General features: G+C 45.5%; 20 protein-coding genes. 13 read left to right on the top strand and 7 right to left on the bottom strand.

Going from position 1 to position 17,016, the window contains the following annotated elements; all coding sequences use genetic code 11:
- Positions 1-129: 129 nt before the first annotated feature.
- From RIN81_RS12595 to RIN81_RS12585, 3 genes are all read left to right on the top strand, one after another.
- Complete coding sequence (locus tag RIN81_RS12595; protein WP_309090678.1) at positions 130-555, top strand: MarR family winged helix-turn-helix transcriptional regulator; 426 nt, start codon at positions 130-132, stop codon at positions 553-555.
- Between the two features lie 93 nt (positions 556-648).
- Positions 649-1,275, top strand: coding sequence for an FMN-dependent NADH-azoreductase (locus RIN81_RS12590; RefSeq protein WP_309090676.1), 627 nt, complete (start codon positions 649-651; stop codon positions 1,273-1,275).
- 320 nt (positions 1,276-1,595) lie between these two features.
- Positions 1,596-1,796 (top strand): cold-shock protein, encoded by a 201-nt coding sequence (locus tag RIN81_RS12585; protein ID WP_050183275.1) that lies wholly within the window; start codon positions 1,596-1,598, stop codon positions 1,794-1,796.
- 135 nt (positions 1,797-1,931) lie between these two features.
- On the opposite strand, the gene RIN81_RS12580 is transcribed toward RIN81_RS12585, so the two are convergent.
- Positions 1,932-3,038: a CAP domain-containing protein gene (locus RIN81_RS12580; RefSeq protein ID WP_309090674.1), complete on the bottom strand. Its 1,107-nt coding sequence runs from the start codon at positions 3,036-3,038 to the stop codon at positions 1,932-1,934.
- A 386-nt stretch (positions 3,039-3,424) separates the two neighbouring features.
- Between RIN81_RS12580 and RIN81_RS12575 the strand changes: the two genes are divergently transcribed.
- Together RIN81_RS12575 and RIN81_RS12570 are read left to right on the top strand one after the other, a co-directional pair.
- Complete coding sequence (locus RIN81_RS12575; RefSeq protein WP_309090672.1) at positions 3,425-4,750, top strand: NAD-dependent malic enzyme; 1,326 nt, start codon at positions 3,425-3,427, stop codon at positions 4,748-4,750.
- A 263-nt stretch (positions 4,751-5,013) separates the two neighbouring features.
- Positions 5,014-5,409, top strand: coding sequence for a sporulation protein (locus tag RIN81_RS12570; protein WP_309090670.1), 396 nt, complete (start codon positions 5,014-5,016; stop codon positions 5,407-5,409).
- Here the strand turns inward: RIN81_RS12570 and RIN81_RS12565 are convergent.
- From RIN81_RS12565 to RIN81_RS12555, 3 genes are all read right to left on the bottom strand, one after another.
- The gene (locus tag RIN81_RS12565) at positions 5,382-5,699 is read right to left on the bottom strand and encodes a hypothetical protein (protein ID WP_309090668.1); all 318 of its coding nucleotides are present in this window, start codon (positions 5,697-5,699) and stop codon (positions 5,382-5,384) included. The two genes, RIN81_RS12570 and RIN81_RS12565, sit on opposite strands and share 28 nt — an antisense overlap.
- 601 nt (positions 5,700-6,300) lie before the next feature.
- Positions 6,301-6,513 (bottom strand): hypothetical protein, encoded by a 213-nt coding sequence (locus RIN81_RS12560; protein ID WP_309090666.1) that lies wholly within the window; start codon positions 6,511-6,513, stop codon positions 6,301-6,303.
- Positions 6,514-6,615: 102 nt separating this feature from the next.
- Positions 6,616-6,888, bottom strand: a complete 273-nt coding sequence (locus RIN81_RS12555) for an acylphosphatase (RefSeq protein ID WP_309090664.1) — start codon at positions 6,886-6,888, stop codon at positions 6,616-6,618.
- 419 nt (positions 6,889-7,307) lie between these two features.
- Here RIN81_RS12555 and RIN81_RS12550 point away from each other — a divergent pair, with 419 nt between their 5' ends.
- Genes RIN81_RS12550 through RIN81_RS12530 form a run of 5 tightly spaced genes read left to right on the top strand, consistent with a single transcriptional unit; the run spans position 7,308 to position 9,534 of the window.
- Positions 7,308-7,499 (top strand): YwbE family protein, encoded by a 192-nt coding sequence (locus RIN81_RS12550; RefSeq protein WP_309090662.1) that lies wholly within the window; start codon positions 7,308-7,310, stop codon positions 7,497-7,499.
- A complete protein-coding gene (locus RIN81_RS12545; protein ID WP_251272438.1) occupies positions 7,496-7,804 on the top strand; it encodes an antibiotic biosynthesis monooxygenase family protein in 309 nt (102 codons plus the stop codon). Before RIN81_RS12550 ends, RIN81_RS12545 begins: the two co-directional genes overlap by 4 nt.
- A complete protein-coding gene (locus RIN81_RS12540) occupies positions 7,801-8,160 on the top strand; it encodes a hypothetical protein (RefSeq protein WP_309090660.1) in 360 nt (119 codons plus the stop codon). Before RIN81_RS12545 ends, RIN81_RS12540 begins: the two co-directional genes overlap by 4 nt.
- Positions 8,157-8,807: a cobalamin B12-binding domain-containing protein gene (locus tag RIN81_RS12535; protein WP_309090658.1), complete on the top strand. Its 651-nt coding sequence runs from the start codon at positions 8,157-8,159 to the stop codon at positions 8,805-8,807. Before RIN81_RS12540 ends, RIN81_RS12535 begins: the two co-directional genes overlap by 4 nt.
- Positions 8,794-9,534 (top strand): STAS domain-containing protein, encoded by a 741-nt coding sequence (locus tag RIN81_RS12530; RefSeq protein WP_309090656.1) that lies wholly within the window; start codon positions 8,794-8,796, stop codon positions 9,532-9,534. The genes RIN81_RS12535 and RIN81_RS12530 overlap by 14 nt, the downstream gene beginning before the upstream one ends.
- 21 nt (positions 9,535-9,555) lie before the next feature.
- Here RIN81_RS12530 and RIN81_RS12525 read toward each other — a convergent pair whose 3' ends face one another.
- Positions 9,556-10,512, bottom strand: coding sequence for an L-lactate dehydrogenase (locus RIN81_RS12525; RefSeq protein ID WP_309090654.1), 957 nt, complete (start codon positions 10,510-10,512; stop codon positions 9,556-9,558).
- A gap of 374 nt (positions 10,513-10,886) precedes the next feature.
- On the opposite strand from RIN81_RS12525, the gene RIN81_RS12520 reads away from it, so the two are divergent.
- Positions 10,887-12,281 carry a M28 family peptidase gene (locus tag RIN81_RS12520; RefSeq protein ID WP_309090652.1) on the top strand — a complete coding sequence of 465 codons (1,395 nt, stop codon included), beginning with the start codon at positions 10,887-10,889 and terminating at the stop codon, positions 12,279-12,281.
- Between the two features lie 58 nt (positions 12,282-12,339).
- On the opposite strand, the gene RIN81_RS12515 is transcribed toward RIN81_RS12520, so the two are convergent.
- Together RIN81_RS12515 and RIN81_RS12510 are read right to left on the bottom strand one after the other, a co-directional pair.
- Positions 12,340-13,134: a TIGR00266 family protein gene (locus tag RIN81_RS12515; protein WP_309090650.1), complete on the bottom strand. Its 795-nt coding sequence runs from the start codon at positions 13,132-13,134 to the stop codon at positions 12,340-12,342.
- Between the two features lie 84 nt (positions 13,135-13,218).
- Positions 13,219-13,809 (bottom strand): uridine kinase family protein, encoded by a 591-nt coding sequence (locus RIN81_RS12510; protein WP_309090648.1) that lies wholly within the window; start codon positions 13,807-13,809, stop codon positions 13,219-13,221.
- Positions 13,810-13,904: 95 nt separating this feature from the next.
- Between RIN81_RS12510 and RIN81_RS12505 the strand changes: the two genes are divergently transcribed.
- Together RIN81_RS12505 and RIN81_RS12500 are read left to right on the top strand one after the other, a co-directional pair.
- Positions 13,905-14,357 (top strand): MarR family winged helix-turn-helix transcriptional regulator, encoded by a 453-nt coding sequence (locus RIN81_RS12505; RefSeq protein ID WP_309090646.1) that lies wholly within the window; start codon positions 13,905-13,907, stop codon positions 14,355-14,357.
- Positions 14,354-17,011: an MMPL family transporter gene (locus RIN81_RS12500; protein ID WP_309090644.1), complete on the top strand. Its 2,658-nt coding sequence runs from the start codon at positions 14,354-14,356 to the stop codon at positions 17,009-17,011. The genes RIN81_RS12505 and RIN81_RS12500 overlap by 4 nt, the downstream gene beginning before the upstream one ends.
- Positions 17,012-17,016: the final 5 nt, after the last annotated feature.

The following is a 17,016-nucleotide window of genomic DNA, read 5'->3' as shown; positions in this document are numbered from 1 at the left end:
ATTCAGTGCGAAAAGCACGGTTAAAAAATTATCTGGCATTCAAGACAAAGTGCAAATTGTGCAGCTCACGCCTATAACAGGGGCTGGTACATGTGCGGTTTTTCAAGGCTGGATGATGGAGGGCTGATTATGGATATTAAATTAAAAGATTACATTAGCATTTTTATTCACCAAACAGATTTAAAAATCACAAACTGTGTAAAAGAACGCCTCGCCCCATTTCAGCTCGCCCCGGAGCAAAATTTAATTATGATGCTGCTTTGGGAGCGGGACGGACGGACTCAGCAGGAGTTGTCCGAGCAGCTTGAAAAGGACAAAACAAATATTACCCGAATGGTATCAAGCCTTGAGCAAAAAGGTTTTATTAAACGGGTTACCGAAGCCGGCGACCGGCGTTCCGTACGGATTTTTCTCACTGAAACCGGCACAGCTCTTCAAGATGACGTGATACCGGTTGTTGAATCCTTTCATCGTGCTGTTACAGAAGGCATTACAGCAAAAGAGCTGGAGGAAGTACGCAGAATTTTAACAAAAATGCGGACCAATATGGAGTAAAAAAGTCCGCACCAAATAGTTGCTATAGCAACCAGGTGTGTGGTACAATCCTTTTAGTGATGAAAAGTAACAAAATAACTGGAGGAAACAAAAATGACAAACGTTTTATTTGTAAAAGCCAATTCACGCCCAGCGGACCAAGCAGTCAGCGTGCAGCTATATAATGCATTTCTAGAAGCGTACCGCGCTGAGCACCCGGCGGATACGATCACAGAATTAGATCTTTTTGCAGAAAACCTTCCGTACTACGATAACGATAAAATTAACGGCATGTTCAAATTAGCCCGTGGGATGGAATTAACGGAAGGCGAAAAAGCAGCAACAGACCTTGTTACAAAATACTTGAATCAATTTTTGGAAGCAGACAAAGTAGTTTTCGCTTTCCCTCTTTGGAACTTCACGATTCCAGCTGTTCTTCACACATACCTTGATTACCTTGGCCAGGCGGGGCAGACGTTTAAATATACGGCAGAAGGCCCAGTCGGTCTTTTACAGGATAAAAAGGTGATGCTTTTGAATGCGCGCGGCGGTGTTTATTCAGAAGGCCCAATGGCAGACCTTGAAATGTCGGCAAAATATGTACAAACCATTATGGCTTTCTGGGGCGTAGAAGATGTACAGACCATTGTCATTGAAGGACATAATCAATTCCCGGACCGTTCAGCAGAAATCATTGCAGACGGTATTAAGCTCGCAGCAGAAGCGGCGCGGACATTTTAATTCATGAAGCTGTTCCTGCCAAAGGAACAGCTGAGACTGACGACAAAGTCGTCAGTCTTTTTTTATGAAAGTTTTCAAAGCCAAAACGAGCAGAAGACTTTTCGGGAAACACGCCTACGGGTAAAATAATCTTCCGTAAAAAGGAAATGAAAACATTTTCTTTTTTTGAATCGCTTGCTTATTTTTTGAAAAGCTGTTATGATAAATGAGAATTATTTTTGTTCGAGAGGTACAAGTGCTGTAAAAGCTTATTGTCTTGATATTGCTTTGAGCAGGAATAGTATTATTTTGTGCGGATGCACAACGGGAGGCAACATAACATGGAACAAGGTAAAGTAAAATGGTTTAACGCAGAAAAAGGTTTCGGCTTCATCGAGCGCGAAGCTGGAGACGACGTATTCGTTCATTTCTCAGCAATTCAAGGCGAAGGCTACAAAACTCTTGACGAAGGTCAAGAAGTAACATTCGAAGTTGAACAAGGACAACGTGGTCCTCAAGCAACTAACGTACAAAAAGCATAATTTTATATAACATCATAAAAAGGCGGCCTCTTTGAGGCTGCCTTTTTTGTTTGCTCGCTTGAGCGAAAGTTTCTGTTCCATGACGAGCAAAAGAAGCGTTCCATAAAAAAAGCCTGCCGCATAAACGGATCAGGCTTAGTTATCAAAAAAGTTTTCCGTGAAGTAAGGCTGGTTTTCGCCGTTTAGCGCAACTCCTACTCCTAAGTAGTAGAAATCACCATTTAAAATGTTTTTTCGATGGCCGGCGGAGTTCATTAAGCCCTCGTGAGCAAAAATACTGCTGAATTGCCCATAGGCAAGGTTTTCACCGGCAGTTGTAAAGTGAATGCGGTCTTCTTCCATCCGGTCAAATGGTGACTGGCCTTCAAGGTTTGTATGATCAAAATACACGTGCTGGGCCATATCCCGGCTGTGTTCCCGTGCGGTGCCACTGACCGGATCATCCCATGTGAGTACCGGCAATCCGTGCACAACCCGGGCGGCGTTCGTCACATCAAACAGCTGGTATTCAAACCCTTTGCGCAGTGCCGCACTGTTTTCACCATACATGCCCTTTTTTTCTGCTTCTAGATCTTCAGCTAAAATAAGAATGGCTGTAACGGTATCCTGTTCGTGTACATCATAAAAAATGGTTACGTAGCTGTCGTCCATATGGTAGTAATCATGTTCATTTGTTTCATTTAAAATATAATACGTCAGCCCTTTACGCATCTTATCCATTGGTTCGCCAAGCTTTTCACGGACGTTTTCCTGAGGTGTATTCAAAGCAATACCGTTTTTTGAGGAAATCAAGTTATGGTTCGTATAAAGCCCGTTCACGCGGTTTTCTTCGTCATAGGACACCATCAAAAAGTTTTGATAATTTTCGTGATAAGCATACCATTCGGTTCCATACTCATTTTGAGAATGGCGTTTCGGTGCCCCGACTTCCTGCTCCACCTTTGAACGGCTGTCCCCAATTTGAATATTGTAAACGGAAAACGTCTGGGATTCCGGAGCAGCCAGCGCCGGCTGTTCAGCCTTCTCTACAGTTTCTGGCGCTATGCCCACGAGGCTTTTTACTTCACTTGTCACTCTATCTACAGTACCAGTTACAGCAGAACTTTCTCTTACGTCTTCCAGCTCGTCGCTGATCACGTCCATAAAAGCTAAATTCACATACGGCTCAGCATATTCTTCCCACAGCGGCCGTGTATTGAAAGCCACAACAAGCAGCAACACAACAGATAATAATTTTTTCAATTATTCACACTCCGTTCTTTCTTTATTTTAACGGAAATATGCTTATTTTTCACGCAAAGCGGCAGCAGCTGAGCAGGAAGGGCGTTTGGCCTAAAACGAACCCGGTTTCATTTAAGCAGTTTAATAGATGGATTCGCATCTTTGATGCCGGCGGGGTACATTCCTGGAAAACCATTAAGACAGAAAATGAATTAATTTTTATTGATATAGTTTTTCCACTAGAAGAATCATTATACATAACGGGCAAAAATCATCAGAAGAAAGAGACATAGATTTACATGTGAATAAATTCACATAATTTTTTAAGTTTTTTATGCAGAAAAATCAGATTGAAAGCGCTATGATAGAGAAAAGAAGTTTTTTATTTTAATGGAGGTACAACAAGCATGGCATACAATAAGTTAATTCGTACGTTAATGATCGAAATTCCATCCGTTCCGGGCAGCCTTGGAAAAGTAGCAACAGCTATCGGGCTGCGTGGCGGTGATATCGGGGAAGTAGAAACGATTAAAGTAGGCCCGGCTTACACGCAGCGGAACATCACCGTGCAGATTGAACAGGAAGAGCAGCTTGCAGGCATTATTGAAAGCATTAACGAACTGGAAGGATTCCGCGTGCAGGCGGTATCGGATGAGGTGCTTCGTGCCCACGAAGGCGGCAAAGTACAGATGAAAAGCCGGGTGCCAATCGAGACACTAGCAGACTTGAGCCGCGTGTACACGCCAGGGGTTGCGGATGTGTGCAAAGTGATTCAGGCAGAGCCGGAAAAAGCGAAAATCTATACAAATATCGGCAACAGTGTGGCGGTTGTCACAGACGGAACGGCCATTTTAGGGCTGGGGGATATCGGCCCGGTTGCCGGCATGCCAGTGATGGAAGGGAAAGCGGCGCTGTTTGATCAGCTGGTGGATATTAATGCGATTCCAATCCTGCTGGATACGAAAAACCCGGATGAAATTGTCGAAACGGTTAAGCATATCGCGCCCGGCTTCAGCGGCATCCTGCTGGAAGATATCGGCTCACCGCACTGCTTTGAAGTAGAAGAGCGGCTGAAAGCGGAACTTGATATCCCGGTGATGCACGATGACCAGCACGGCACAGCGGTTGTGACACTGGCAGCTGTCATTTCTGCCTGCAAAAGTGCCGGCGTAGACTTAAAAGAAGCCACAGTCGGCCAGATCGGGCTCGGGGCAGCCGGTCTTGCGATCTGCCGCATGCTGATGGCGTACGGCGTAAAATCGGTGTATGGTGCAGACCTATCAGAAGAAGCGAAGCAGCGGCTCGAGCAGTATGGCGGCACACCGGTTAACGATCTTGGCGAACTCATGGGCCAGTGCGACATTGTCATTGCGACAACAGGCGTGCAGGGGCTGATTAAAAAAGAATGGGTGCAGCAGGGGCAGATTATTCTGGCACTTTCAAACCCGAATCCGGAAATTGCGCCGACAGAAGCGCTTGAAGCCGGAGCGGCTTACGCGGCAGACGGACGCTCTGTCAACAACGTACTAGGGTTCCCGGGTATCTTCAGAGGCGTATTGAATGCAAGAGCAAATGATGTCACGCATCCGATGCTCGTAGCAGCGGCGGAAGCCATCGCATCCTGCACAAAACCAGGCGATCTTGTTCCGCATCCATTAGATCGGACCGTTCATGAACGCGTAGCAGCAGTGGTGGAACAAGCAGCGGCTGCGGAGAAAATTGCGGTGAAGTAACCAGTAATGGACAAGGTAAACGAAATCAAGTATGATATGACTATACAATCGAACGAAAACTCCTAAAGGGGAGTAGCTTTAGCGGATTGGTCGTCATTTCAGAGTCTTGACTCTCGGCTTTTCCGGCAGCAATAAGCTGTTAGCGAGACCTTTACCCAGCCGGTAAAGGTCTCTTTTTATGAAAAAAACCTTTACTGGCATTGGTAAGGGTTTTTTTCTGTTTTATTTGTCCATACTAATTCCAAACAAAAGGGTGGAGGAACATGATTATGATGCTGCGAAAATATATGTCACTGCTGGGGATTGGCTCAGCTCAAATTGACCTCGTTCTGCCGAAGCAGACGTACAGACCTGGAGAACAAATTGAAGCCTACTTTTTAATTCAAGGAGGAACAATTGAACAGCGGATCAACCGGATCGATTGTGACTTGATGCTGGAAAACCATGCGGATGAAACAAGCAAAACGATTGAAAGCCGCACGATTCTATCCAGCCGCACCATTGCTGCGGAAGAATTAAACAAAGTGCCATTTACATTCCGGCTGCCAGAAGTCCTGCCGGTTCCAGGCCGTGATGAATCCTATCGATTTAAAACGAAGCTGACATTTGATCAAGGCACAGAAAGCGTCGATCAGGATTGGATCAAAATTGTCGTGTAAAGCAGCGCGTCCAAATAGGCGCGCTGTTTTACATAATCCCGGCTTTCTGACCACGGAAGTGAATCTTTGAAAAACAGCATACATTCCGCCAGAAGAAGCAGAATAAGAACAGGAATGCCGGATTGAACGATCAGCTGCTGTACCATCACAAACAGGGCAGGTGCATGGGGAAAATCTATATGTATAGTAAACATGTAAAATGTGCCGAATGTAAAATTACGTGCCCATTGGGAAACATGGTAGCGGCCAGTCGCTTCATGGAGAGAATAAGCTTGAAGACGGGCAGCCATACGCCATAACTCAATGATTCAATAATGAAAAATAATAAAGCCGCCCATATCCACATTACAAGTATAACTTCACGTGTAAAAGCTCCTGAAACAATCGCTGCTATACCTGAAATAGACATGGACCCGTGTATGATACAATTCGTATTTTTCCAGCCATCGAGAATATCTCCCCGTCGAAAACGCTGAAAGCGGATTATAACAAGAACGAGATTTAAAAAGTAAAGGAATAATCCGCCGGCAATCACAAATCGGCTGAGTAACTGCAAAACCGGTGTTTGAAACAGAGTATTAAATAGTATCACAAGTGATTGTGTACTCACTGTCGATAAAAAAACGATGCCGTGAATCCGTTTATAATACTTAGCGGAAAGGATCACCTTGTAACTTTTCAGACAGAGCACCATATAAAACGCCCAAAGTCCTGTATTCAAGAGGGCAACAGTGAAAATAACCGGCTGTAAAAAAGGGAATTGATGAAATAAAACAAGGCATAAAATCGATGTAGCGGCTACCCATGTGCCAACGGCAAAGCTCTGGACGGGATGGGTTAAATACCGCTTTCGAAAAACACCCCTCAGTGCTGCTTTCATAAAGGAAAAAATTAAAAACAGCCAAATAAAAAAAGCACTGCATCAATCAAATAGGAAGGCAGCACGAGCGGAATATGAATCTGGGGGAAAATCCCAATTGAGAAAATGCCAATGGCCATAATCATCACACCATAGGACGCATCTATACGAGTTCCCCGAAACAAGGGAGATTTAACAATTAAAAGAAGCAGAAATAAAAGCAGTCCACAGAACAACCGATACATAACAACAGTCTCCTTTTTTCCATTTTCGATCTGTTTGCTAGGTTTTTAGGAAAACAAGTATCAAAAATAATTGTTTAATCATAGAAATGGAAAAAAAGAGTGTCAATACTTGATTCGAAAGGAAGTAAGAGACTCTAGCGGTACATGTTCCTCTTCAATATGATGAACTTTTGCAAAGTGGTTTCCTTTTTTAAAATCTGCCACAAAGGCGTCCAGCTCTGCCGGGGAACCCTCTGCATGAACAGCGACTGTGCCATTATCAAGGTTTTTCACCCAGCCGGAAACACCATGATTGGCAGCAGTCATTTGGACAAAATAGCGAAAACCAACTCCCTGTACTTTTCCAGAAACCGTTAAATGACGAGCCTGTTTCATATAAATCCTCCTTTTTGCACGTTCATTTATCCAATAAAAACCCTATTCAAAAACAATGATGTTCTATTACTTTGGCGACTATTATAATACCCGCTTTGGGCAAACGGGTAAACAAACTGCCAGACAGCAAGCAAGTAAAATCGTTTTTCAGCATATCCCTTTATTTCTTTTGCACGCAAGGAGTGCGGCTGGTTGGATAGAAGATGATAAGGCGGCGGGCGGCTTTCCTACAGGCCCTTTTTAAAAAGTGGTGCTTCCTGAAAAGCCGCTTGCCTGCTTTCTAACTTTGTCTACACTTCGAGACAGGTATAACCTGTCTCTTTTCTTTGTTTCTGGAGGTTTGAACCGTTTTTCTTCGATTATTGAAATAAAAACCTTTATACTAGTACTAATAACTGGAACAAAGAGGGGTATGAGTGATGAACGGACAAAACAGGAGTGAGATTAAACCCGGCTTGAAGGTCAACGTCATTTTAAAGAAGGACCAGCGGACGGGCACGAAAACAAGCGGTACGGTCAAGGACATTTTAACAAAATCCAGTTTTCATCCGCACGGCATTAAAGTCCGTCTTGAAGATGGGCAAGTTGGACGAGTGTGTGATATTTTATGAGCTATATTGTTCATTCTATTGTCAACGTGCCGCCGGATAAGATTGATGAAACCATTTCTATTTACCAAAACCGGTCCAAGCTTGTGGACGAGTATGAAGGCTTCATATCTTTCGGGCTGCTGCAAAATGAAAAGCGCCCATCTGAATTAACCGTTCAGCTTGTCTGGGAATCAAAAGAGGCTTATATGAAATGGGTAACAAGCGAAGCTTTTCAAAAAGTGCACGATCTAGAAAAGAATTACCCGGATCAGGAGCTCGCTTCGATCGTCCCAAAAGTGCAAAAGTATCGTGTGGTAGCTACATGAATCAAAGCCGGATTGACCAGTGTATTGATATAATTATGAATGGAATGTACCGTGATTACCCAGAGCTTGAGGAACGATTTGGTGAGTATGGGAAGGTAAAATGCCGCGAAGACAATCATCACCATTTTCACCATTTAAAAACGGCTTTTACGCTTCAACACGGACAGTTTTTCATTGACTATGCACATTGGCTGACGAATCTGCTCGTTTCACGTGGAATGAAAGCGGCGCATGTGATCGATAATTTTGAACGAATCTATCATGTTTTGGAAGAAGAGCGTTCAGATGAGGCGTTATTTTACCGCACGGTTTTGACAGAGGCGATAGCCGATATTGAAAGAAGGGAAGCGAAATGAACACAGAAGCAGCGAAACTAGCCCATCTGCTGCTTGATGGCGATGTGGATGCAAGCTTTGCTTTTTTATGTGATCTTCGCGAAAAAGGGTGGACGTCGGTCGATATTTACCAGTCTATCGTCGGTGGGGCGATGCAGCATATCGGGTTTCTGTGGGAACAGGATGATATCTCTGTGGCAGATGAACATTTAGCAACGGCTACGTGTGATTTTATGATTTCCCGTTTTCATGCACAAGCGAAACGAAAAACGTCCAGCCGTAAAGTGATGTTTTTATGTGTAGAAGAAGAGCAGCACACGCTCGGCATGCGGATGGCATCGCTGCTGTTTGAAGAAAACGGCTGGAAAGCGCGGATGATGGGGGCGAATTTACCGCTTGAACACGCCGTTTCTGCTGCAGAAAAGTGGAAGCCGGATGTGATTTGTTTATCTGTCACGATTTTGTATCATGTACCGGTCTTGAAATCGTATGCGGAAGCATTGGAGTCCTTGCCGTTCCGCCCGAAAATCATCGTGGGAAGCCGTCTTTTATCCATGTATGATTTATCACCTTATTGCACGCCGAACACGCTTTTTATAACGGATTATAAAAAGTTAACTGACTGGATGAATGATCAAAGCGAGGGGAAAGCAAGTGGGGCATCTTAAGTCTATGCCGCTGCCGACTTTTCGGGTAGATCGAAAGCTGAATGTTCTTGAATGTTCCGACTCGGCACAACGCCGATTCGGGAACCAGCGGAATTTGGAATCGATCGTAGATAAAGGAAGCCAGCGGAAATTAGCAAAACTGCAAGAACAATCAACAACCATTGAACTGGCTCTGTTAACTGTTGGGGTAAAGCTCGAAGCTTTTTCAGTGTCCGTTCAATGGGACGAGCATGAAGGGTATCTGCAGTGTGTCGGGCTTGACCGCAGGCTCACCCGTTTGGAGAAAATGGTGCACCAGCAGCAGATGAGGCTTGCCGAAGCCGATTTTCAGCTTCTTGAAAAAAAAGAAGAAGCCGAAGCCGCGCTCATTAAACTGAAGGAGCGCTCTGCTCCGCTCATTGCGCTGAGCAGCACGACGGCACTCATTCCGATGTTTGGCGATCTGGACTCCGCCCTGATGGAGCACACAAAAAATGTATTATCACAACGTTTTTACGACGGGAGTTATGAATACCTGTACATCGATTTTACAGCAGTGGATTTGATTACACTGTCCGGTATTGAGCAGTTTAACCAGCTCGTTGACATTCTGCTCTTACTTGATGCGAACATTCGAATTGTAGGGGTGAAACCTGACCACGCGCCGTTTTTAAAAAACCATCGGCACAGCGCTCTTGTTTATGCCAGCTCCATTCAAATAGAAAGCGAAAGCCTGTCGGAGAAATAGGGCTTTCGCTTTTTTCGTGCATTATTCTTTCCAAAATGGCTCCTGAACTTTTTTCAATGTTTGCACGCTATAATCAAATAACTCTTTTTCACGTTCACTAAGTGGAATCTCCACTACATCCCGGACACCATAGCGGTTAATGACAGCCGGTACGCCGATATAAACATCATGATGGCCAAACTCTCCTTCGAGAAGAGCAGAGACAGTCAGCACGATGTCCTGATTTTGCAGGATTGCCCGGGAAATACGGGTAAGCCCCATAGCAATTCCGTAGTAAGTAGAGCCTTTTGCTTCAATAATTTCATACGCCGCATCCCGAACCTGTACGGCAATTTCCTTCATTTTTTCTTCCGGGTTTTCATGCTCATCCCGTGCAAGGTAATCCTTCAGTGGAATCCCGGCAATGTTGGCGCTGCTCCAAACGGCTACTTCGGTATCACCATGCTCGCCAATAATAGATGCATGGACGCTGTGCGGCGCAACACCGAAGTTTTCGCCAAGCAGGTAACGGAAGCGGGCCGTATCTAAGATTGTGCCAGAGCCGATGACACGCTCTTTTGGCAGGCCGGAAAATTTCCACGTCGCATACGTTAAAATATCCACTGGATTTGTAGCAATCAGAAAAATGCCATCAAAGCCGGAAGCCATTACTTCACCAACAATATTTTTAAAAATCGCCATGTTTTTTTCAACCAGTTCAAGGCGTGTTTCACCAGGCTTCTGGTTAGCGCCTGCGCAGATCACGACGAGAGCTGCGTCCACGCAGTCTGTATATTTACCAAAGCTTACTTTTGTAGAAGTGGGAGCATAGAGGACGCCGTGATTCAAATCCATTACATCGCCCATTGATTTTTGTTCATTTAAATCAATCAGGACAAGCTCATCGCATACACCCTGGTTTAACATGGAAAACGCATAGCTTGATCCTACTGCACCTGTACCAATAAGAACGACTTTGTTGCCTCTGATTTCAATCATCCTAAAACACTCCTCTATTTGATAAGTAAGGGAATTGAGTTATTAATGTGAATTTATTCACAAACTTATTATAAAATGCCGAAATTCAAATTTCAATCCCATTTTTTAAAGATTGTTACAGTATACGGTTACATTTAGACACACCTTTCACATTATTCACCCAGTTAAGGATAAATAAAACAATTAAAAAGATATAGGGGAATAGATACAAGCAAGTTGAATAAAAGGAAACGATTTCCGTTCGAAATCCTCTTTCTCTTTTAACGAGAACTTATAATCTATGGAATTGCATGCAAATAATGAGAATAATTACTCTTTCCGAAAAATTAAGACTATTTTAAAATAATAATAATTTTCAGGAGGAGGTTCGCAAGATGAAGAAACCTGTTTTAAAGCTGACAATAGCCGCTGCTATCACAGCCGGTACATTTAGTTTTCAAGTGGCAGCAGTCCAGGTGAAACCTGTTTATGCGCAGCAGCCGGTAAATGTTTTAGATCATAAGATTGTTCAACATTTTAACGTGGAAAATGTGTATCAAAACATTGATTATTTATCGAAAGAACCTCGTATTGCTGGAACAGAATCAGAAGAAAAAGCAGTTCAATACATTCAATCCCAATTTCAATCCTACGGTTATGAAACAGAGATTCAGCCTTTTACGTTTTTAAGTTACACGGAGCCAGAATCTATTTTTCTCTCTATCAAAGGCTCTGGTGAAACATTTACACCATCTGCTTTTACATACACAGTGAGCGGCAGCATCACAGGAGAGCTGGCGGTGGCCGGTCTTGGTAAAAAAGAAGAGCTTGCGGACTCGAATTTGACGGGAAAAATCGCTCTTATTCAGCGCGGAGAAATTAGTTTTGCCGAAAAAGTGCTTAATGCAGCTGAAAAAGGCGCTGCCGGCGTGATTATCTATAACAATACGGATGGTGCCCTAAATGGAACATTAGGAGAAGCGAATGACGCATACGTTCCGGCTGTTTCTTTAACAAAAGCCGAAGGAGAAGCGCTTGCTGCGAAAGCAGCAGCGGAAACACTGACGGCTTCCCTGACCGTTGAAGGAGCAAGCGTTGACGAAAAGACCTCGCATAATGTGATCGCGGTGAAAAAGCCAACAAATCAAACCAAAGCAACGAATGACATTATCGTCGTTGGTGCTCACCATGATTCTGTACCGGGCGCTCCCGGTGCAAACGATGATGCGTCCGGGTCGGCTATGACGCTGGAACTCGCTCGGTTGTTTAAAGATATTCCAACCGATACGGAGCTTCGCTTTATTACATTCGGAGCAGAGGAAGTTGGGCTGGTTGGTTCTCAATACTATGTAGACGGGCTGCCGGAAGAAGAAGTTTCGCGCATGATCGCGAATTTTAATTTAGACATGGTCGGAAGCAGAGACGCCGGTGATTTGGTGATGATGACAGCGGATGGCGAACCCAATCTGGTAACTGAGCTGGCGCAGGCATCGAGCACGCGCTTGAATGGAGAAGCAATCCCTTATCTTGCAGGCGGCCGCAGCGATCATGTTCCATTCGCGGAAGCGGGGGTTCCTGCTGCCCTGTTTATTCACGATCCAGCGGAGCCTTGGTACCATACGCCAGATGATACAATCGATAAAATTAGTAAAGAAAAACTTCAGGACGTAGGTGAAATTGTTGGAACGGCCATTTATGAAAAAGCCCGTTTTGATAATCAGGGGATCAAGGTGAAGAAAGCGAGCAAAGTAAGCGTTCCTCATTTATACCATAACGAAGACATTCAGTAAGACGTAAAGCAAAAAAGCCGGTGTTTCCGATTGGGAACACCGGCTTTTTAGTATAGAATTAGTCGTTGTCGCCGCCGATAAAGTCAAACAGGCCGGACAATCCGCCCTCACCCTTTGATCCGCCGTTTTGCGGCATTGCCGCAAAAACACGGCTGGCCAAACGGCTGAATGGAAGAGACTGTACCCATACCGTCCCAGGTCCCCGAAGCGTCGCAAGGAACAAACCTTCACCGCCAAAGAGGGCTGTTTTTACGCCGCCAACTGCTTCAATATTGTAATCAACATCACCAGTCATAGCGACAAGGCAGCCCGTATCTAAACGAATCAATTCGCCCGGAGCAAGGGTTTTTTCATAAATCGTTCCGCCAGCATGAACAAATGCCATTCCGTCGCCTTCAAGCTTCTGCATAATAAAGCCTTCACCACCGAAAAAACCGGTGCCGAGCTTGCGCTGCAGTTCAATGCCGACTGATACGCCTTTTGCTGCTGCCAGAAACGCGTCTTTTTGGCAGATAATCTTGCCTTGATGTTCACTTAAATCCATGGGAACGATTTTCCCAGGGTACGGTGAAGCGAATGAAACATGTTTTTTGCCGCTGCCTTCATTGGTAAAGGTTGTCATAAACAAGCTTTCGCCTGTCAGCATACGTTTCCCTGCGCCGAGCAGCTTGCCCATTAAGCCGCTGCCGCGGTTTGAGGAGCCATCGCCAAAAATGGTCTCCATTCGAATGCCATCATCCATCATCATCAAGCTGCCGGCTTCAGCGATAACCGTTTCCTGCGGATCAAGCTCCACCTGTACAAACTGCATATCATCGCCAAATAATTGAAAGTCAATTTCGTGATTGTTCATGATTTATCCTCCTTATGATCAGCTAAATGTACGATTTGTTCGTGTAAAAAGTTTCAGTTCAGTCAAAACATTTCTTTTGAAGATTCAGTTCCTGGCAGAAAGAATTGTAAGATCGTCTCCGCCTGTTCCACTGACCACAACGTCTGCGGAGCCAGCGGGGTTTTGTTCACGCATATACACTTTCTCTGCCGGCATCCACAACTCCTCCCAAAGATGCCGTTTTTCCTCGCCGTCCCGCTCAATCCCACGCTCGAGCCGGAGTTCTTCCGGGCTTTCCACCCATATTTTAAAGTGATAGTAAGGCAGAAGAGACCGAACCATTGTATAGCAGCCTTCTACGATCACAACTCCGCCTGCCGGCACATCGTGTGCTTCTGCAAGCTGGTCCGTTTCCCAGTCATATCGTTCATACCGGGCCGGCTTGTTTTGACTGAGCGGTTTTAACACCTGTTCTTCGAGCCGCTTTAAATCCCAGCCGCCTCCAATTTCGCTGCTCCGCCTGCTCGACAGCGCGTAAAAATCATCCGCATGAACAATTACGGCTCCGCTGCCAAGTGATTGCTGCAAGGCGCGAGCGAGCGTGCTTTTTCCAGCACCGCCTCCGCCATCAATCGCAACCAGATAGGTGTGCTGTTCTTTCTTGTTAAATAAAGCGGTTAATCCATTAATATCCACAAAAATCCCCCTCCCCCTAGAAATTATACCTTATCTCTTGATGAAAAACCGTTTACCCTCTAAACTAAATGTAAGAAGTTTTGGGGGGAAACAATATGGAGAAACAGCTGCGTGAAGCGGTGGAATTGTTTGAGGAAGTGATCGTTTACGGAACCGAGCGAATCCTTAAGTCGATTGACGATCCTATTGTGCATGAATTTTCACCGGAACAAATTCAAATGATGAAAATTATCGAAAAGCATGGTCCCATTACATCTGGCAGCCTGGCGGTGATGCAGGGGGTGCATAAAAGTGCTATTTCCAATCGCATGAAAAAGCTGGAGGAAAAAGGACTGATCCAAATGGTAAGATCAGAAAGCGATCAGCGGACAAAATGGGTAGAGCTGACGGAGGAAGGCCGGGGATTTATTCAAAAAACGAGAGAATGTGTTTCAGACTTTATTTCTTCGCTCCTATCCAGTCATATTGATGAACAGGAAGTGGAGCAGTTTGTGAATATGTTCCGCAAGCTAAAAGAAATTATAAAGATAGGTGAGGATCATAGATGAGAAGGATCATTCAATGGCGCTGGCCGATTTTTGTCAGCCTGCTCGTTTTAACGGCAGCCCTGTTTTTACTGGCGCCTAATTTATCCAAGCAGGCCGAACAGGCGGGATCATTCCAGCTGCCAGGTGACGCAGATTCACAGCGGGCAGCCGACCTGCTTGAGCAGGCTGGAGCCGGAGAAGAAACCATTTCGCTTGTTTTCCAGCTGGATCAGCCGCTCACGGAACAGGCGCAGCAGTCCATTGCCGAAAGTGTAGCATCCCTTGAGAAAATGGACGGTCCGATTATAGATGTAATGGATCCGTTTGAAAGTGAAGAAATAAAAAAGCAGCTTGTATCAAAGGATCAAAAAACCGTTCTTGTGCCGGTTACAGTGGACGGAACGCAGGATGAGATTAATCGTCTGGCCGATGAGATCCGCGCGGAAGTGCTGCCGGATGATCTGACTGCATACGTAACGGGCGAAGCCATCATCAATAATGATGTCAATAAAAGCTCGCAGGAAGGGCTTAAGCGGACTGAGCTCATTACAGTTGGATTGATTTTCGTTCTGCTTTTAGCTGTTTTCCGGTCGATTGTCACACCGCTTATTCCGCTTGCGGCTGTCGGCTTTACATACCTGCTCAGCCAGTCACTTGTGGCATTTTTCATCGACTGGTTTGGGTTTCCTGTTTCAAACTACACTCAGATCTTTCTTGTCGCGGTGCTGTTCGGAATTGGAACAGATTACTGCATTTTGCTGCTCAGCCGGTACAAAGAAGAGCTGCAGGCAGGTCATTCGGTTGAAGACTCGATCGTGAATACGTACAAAACAGCCGGACGTACGCTTTTGGTCAGCGGCATTGCTGTTTTTATCGGCTTTTCGGCGATCGGCTTTGCGGATTTCCCGATTTTCAAGTCAGCAGTCGGCGTTGCCGTGGGGATTGCCGTGCTTATTGTTGTGCTGTTTACCCTTGTGCCGTTTTTTATGGCTGTTTTAAGAGAAAAGCTGTTTTGGCCGTCGAAGAAGTCTGCTTCCCATGACGACAGCAAGCTGTGGGCCTGGTTCAGCAAATTATCTGTTCGCCGTCCGCTTCTTTCTATGCTTGTTGTTGCCGTTATTACCGTACCGCTTCTGTTTACCTATGACGGCAAGCTTTCGTTTAACACGGTAGATGAGATTGGCAGTAACTATGAATCTGTGAAAGGACTGGATGCGATTGCGGAAGGGTTTGGCAGCGGCGATTCACTTCCAGTTACCGTGCTCATAAGCGGGAAAGAAGATATGGCAACTGAAGAAACGGTTCCGTATCTTGAATCCATCAGTAAAGATATTTTAAAAGTCGATGGTGTAAAGTCGGTGCGGACCCTTACCCGGCCAACGGGTGAAGCACTCGATGAGCTATATGTAGATAACCAGCTGGGCACACTGACAGATGGTCTTGTGGACGCGAGAGACGGCCTGCTGCAAGTGCAGGATGGCCTTGCGGATATTCAAAACGGGTTAACACAGGCAGAGGGACAGATCCCATCTGGAAGTGAAGCTGCTTCTGGTGCAGAAGGGCTTCAGCAGGCAGCATCGGGTATCGGGCAGGTCAGCGAACAGATCGGCCGTATTTCTGCCGGCATTGAGCAGTCGGGCAATACAGAGCAGGCAGCTGCCCAGCTTGGAGCAGTGCAGCAGCAGCTTGGCAAAATCGGCCAGGGAATCAATGCAGCGGCAGGAGAACTTGAAGGAACTGCCGGTCAGGTCGGCCAGCTTGGCGGAGGACTATCCCAGCTTGCCTCTGGAGTAGGGGATGCAAACGATGGGCTGGCAGAGATTGCACAAGGTCTTACGAAAGCCGCTCAGACGACCCGGTCTATGAGCCAATCGAAAAGTGTCCATGATACCGGTATCTATATTCCTGACGGTACATTGGAAAGAAAAGAATTTAAAGATGTGATCGACCGCTATACATTAAATGACGAAAAAACGATTAAACTGGAAGTAGTGCTGTCTGAAGACCCGTATTCTCCTCAAGCGATTGACAGCATAGAGGAAGTGAAGCGGGCTGTGAAACGGGCATCCATTGACACCCCGTTTGAAGGAGCAACATTTGCTTACAGCGGCATTTCCAGTGTAAATAGTGATTTAAAAGATATTTCATCAAACGATTTCAACCGTACAGTGATCATTATGCTCGCCAGTTTGTTTATTGTGCTGACGCTGCTGTTCCGTTCGGTTATTATGCCGCTTTACATGATCGGTTCGCTGCTTTTAACATATTATACATCCGTTGCTGCAGCAGAATTAATTTTTGTAAATGGGCTTGGCTATGACGGCGTCAGCTGGGCCGTTCCGTTTTTCGGATTTGTGATGCTGGTGGCGCTCGGTATTGACTATTCGATTTTCCTCCTTGACCGTTTCCGGGAAGAAGCACGGGATGGTGTCAGCGTTCAGCAGGCGATGTCTGTGTCCATGGCTAAAATGGGCACTGTGATTATTACGGCAGCGATTATTTTAGCCGGCACCTTTGGCGCGATGATGCCGTCTGGTGTGCTCAGCCTAGTTCAAATCGCGACAATCGTAATTACAGGCCTTCTCCTGTATGGACTCATTGTTCTGCCGCTGCTCATCCCGGCGGTGACCGTCTCCTTTAACCAGGGAGTCTGGTGGCCATTCAAGCGAAAATAAAAAAG

The sequence above is a fragment of the Domibacillus sp. genome (assembly GCF_031181085.1).
In the GTDB taxonomy this organism is placed as follows: domain Bacteria; phylum Bacillota; class Bacilli; order Bacillales; family Domibacillaceae; genus Domibacillus.
The sequence above is the reverse complement of the archived record's forward strand: the minus strand, read 5'-3'. Positions and strand labels throughout refer to the sequence as shown.

Bases quoted from the DNA above. Each gene is read 5' to 3' on its own strand.
- RIN81_RS12595 (WP_309090678.1), top strand. From the start codon at position 130: ATGGATATTAAATTAAAAGATTACATTAGCATTTTTATTCACCAAACA.
- RIN81_RS12590 (WP_309090676.1), top strand. From the start codon at position 649: ATGACAAACGTTTTATTTGTAAAAGCCAATTCACGCCCAGCGGACCAA.
- RIN81_RS12585 (WP_050183275.1), top strand. From the start codon at position 1,596: ATGGAACAAGGTAAAGTAAAATGGTTTAACGCAGAAAAAGGTTTCGGC.
- RIN81_RS12575 (WP_309090672.1), top strand. From the start codon at position 3,425: ATGGCATACAATAAGTTAATTCGTACGTTAATGATCGAAATTCCATCC.
- RIN81_RS12570 (WP_309090670.1), top strand. From the start codon at position 5,014: ATGATTATGATGCTGCGAAAATATATGTCACTGCTGGGGATTGGCTCA.
- RIN81_RS12565 (WP_309090668.1), bottom strand. From the start codon at position 5,699: ATGGCTGCCCGTCTTCAAGCTTATTCTCTCCATGAAGCGACTGGCCGC.
- RIN81_RS12560 (WP_309090666.1), bottom strand. From the start codon at position 6,513: ATGTATCGGTTGTTCTGTGGACTGCTTTTATTTCTGCTTCTTTTAATT.
- RIN81_RS12555 (WP_309090664.1), bottom strand. From the start codon at position 6,888: ATGAAACAGGCTCGTCATTTAACGGTTTCTGGAAAAGTACAGGGAGTT.
- RIN81_RS12550 (WP_309090662.1), top strand. From the start codon at position 7,308: ATGAACGGACAAAACAGGAGTGAGATTAAACCCGGCTTGAAGGTCAAC.
- RIN81_RS12545 (WP_251272438.1), top strand. From the start codon at position 7,496: ATGAGCTATATTGTTCATTCTATTGTCAACGTGCCGCCGGATAAGATT.
- RIN81_RS12540 (WP_309090660.1), top strand. From the start codon at position 7,801: ATGAATCAAAGCCGGATTGACCAGTGTATTGATATAATTATGAATGGA.
- RIN81_RS12535 (WP_309090658.1), top strand. From the start codon at position 8,157: ATGAACACAGAAGCAGCGAAACTAGCCCATCTGCTGCTTGATGGCGAT.
- RIN81_RS12525 (WP_309090654.1), bottom strand. From the start codon at position 10,512: ATGATTGAAATCAGAGGCAACAAAGTCGTTCTTATTGGTACAGGTGCA.
- RIN81_RS12520 (WP_309090652.1), top strand. From the start codon at position 10,887: ATGAAGAAACCTGTTTTAAAGCTGACAATAGCCGCTGCTATCACAGCC.
- RIN81_RS12515 (WP_309090650.1), bottom strand. From the start codon at position 13,134: ATGAACAATCACGAAATTGACTTTCAATTATTTGGCGATGATATGCAG.
- RIN81_RS12505 (WP_309090646.1), top strand. From the start codon at position 13,905: ATGGAGAAACAGCTGCGTGAAGCGGTGGAATTGTTTGAGGAAGTGATC.
- RIN81_RS12500 (WP_309090644.1), top strand. From the start codon at position 14,354: ATGAGAAGGATCATTCAATGGCGCTGGCCGATTTTTGTCAGCCTGCTC.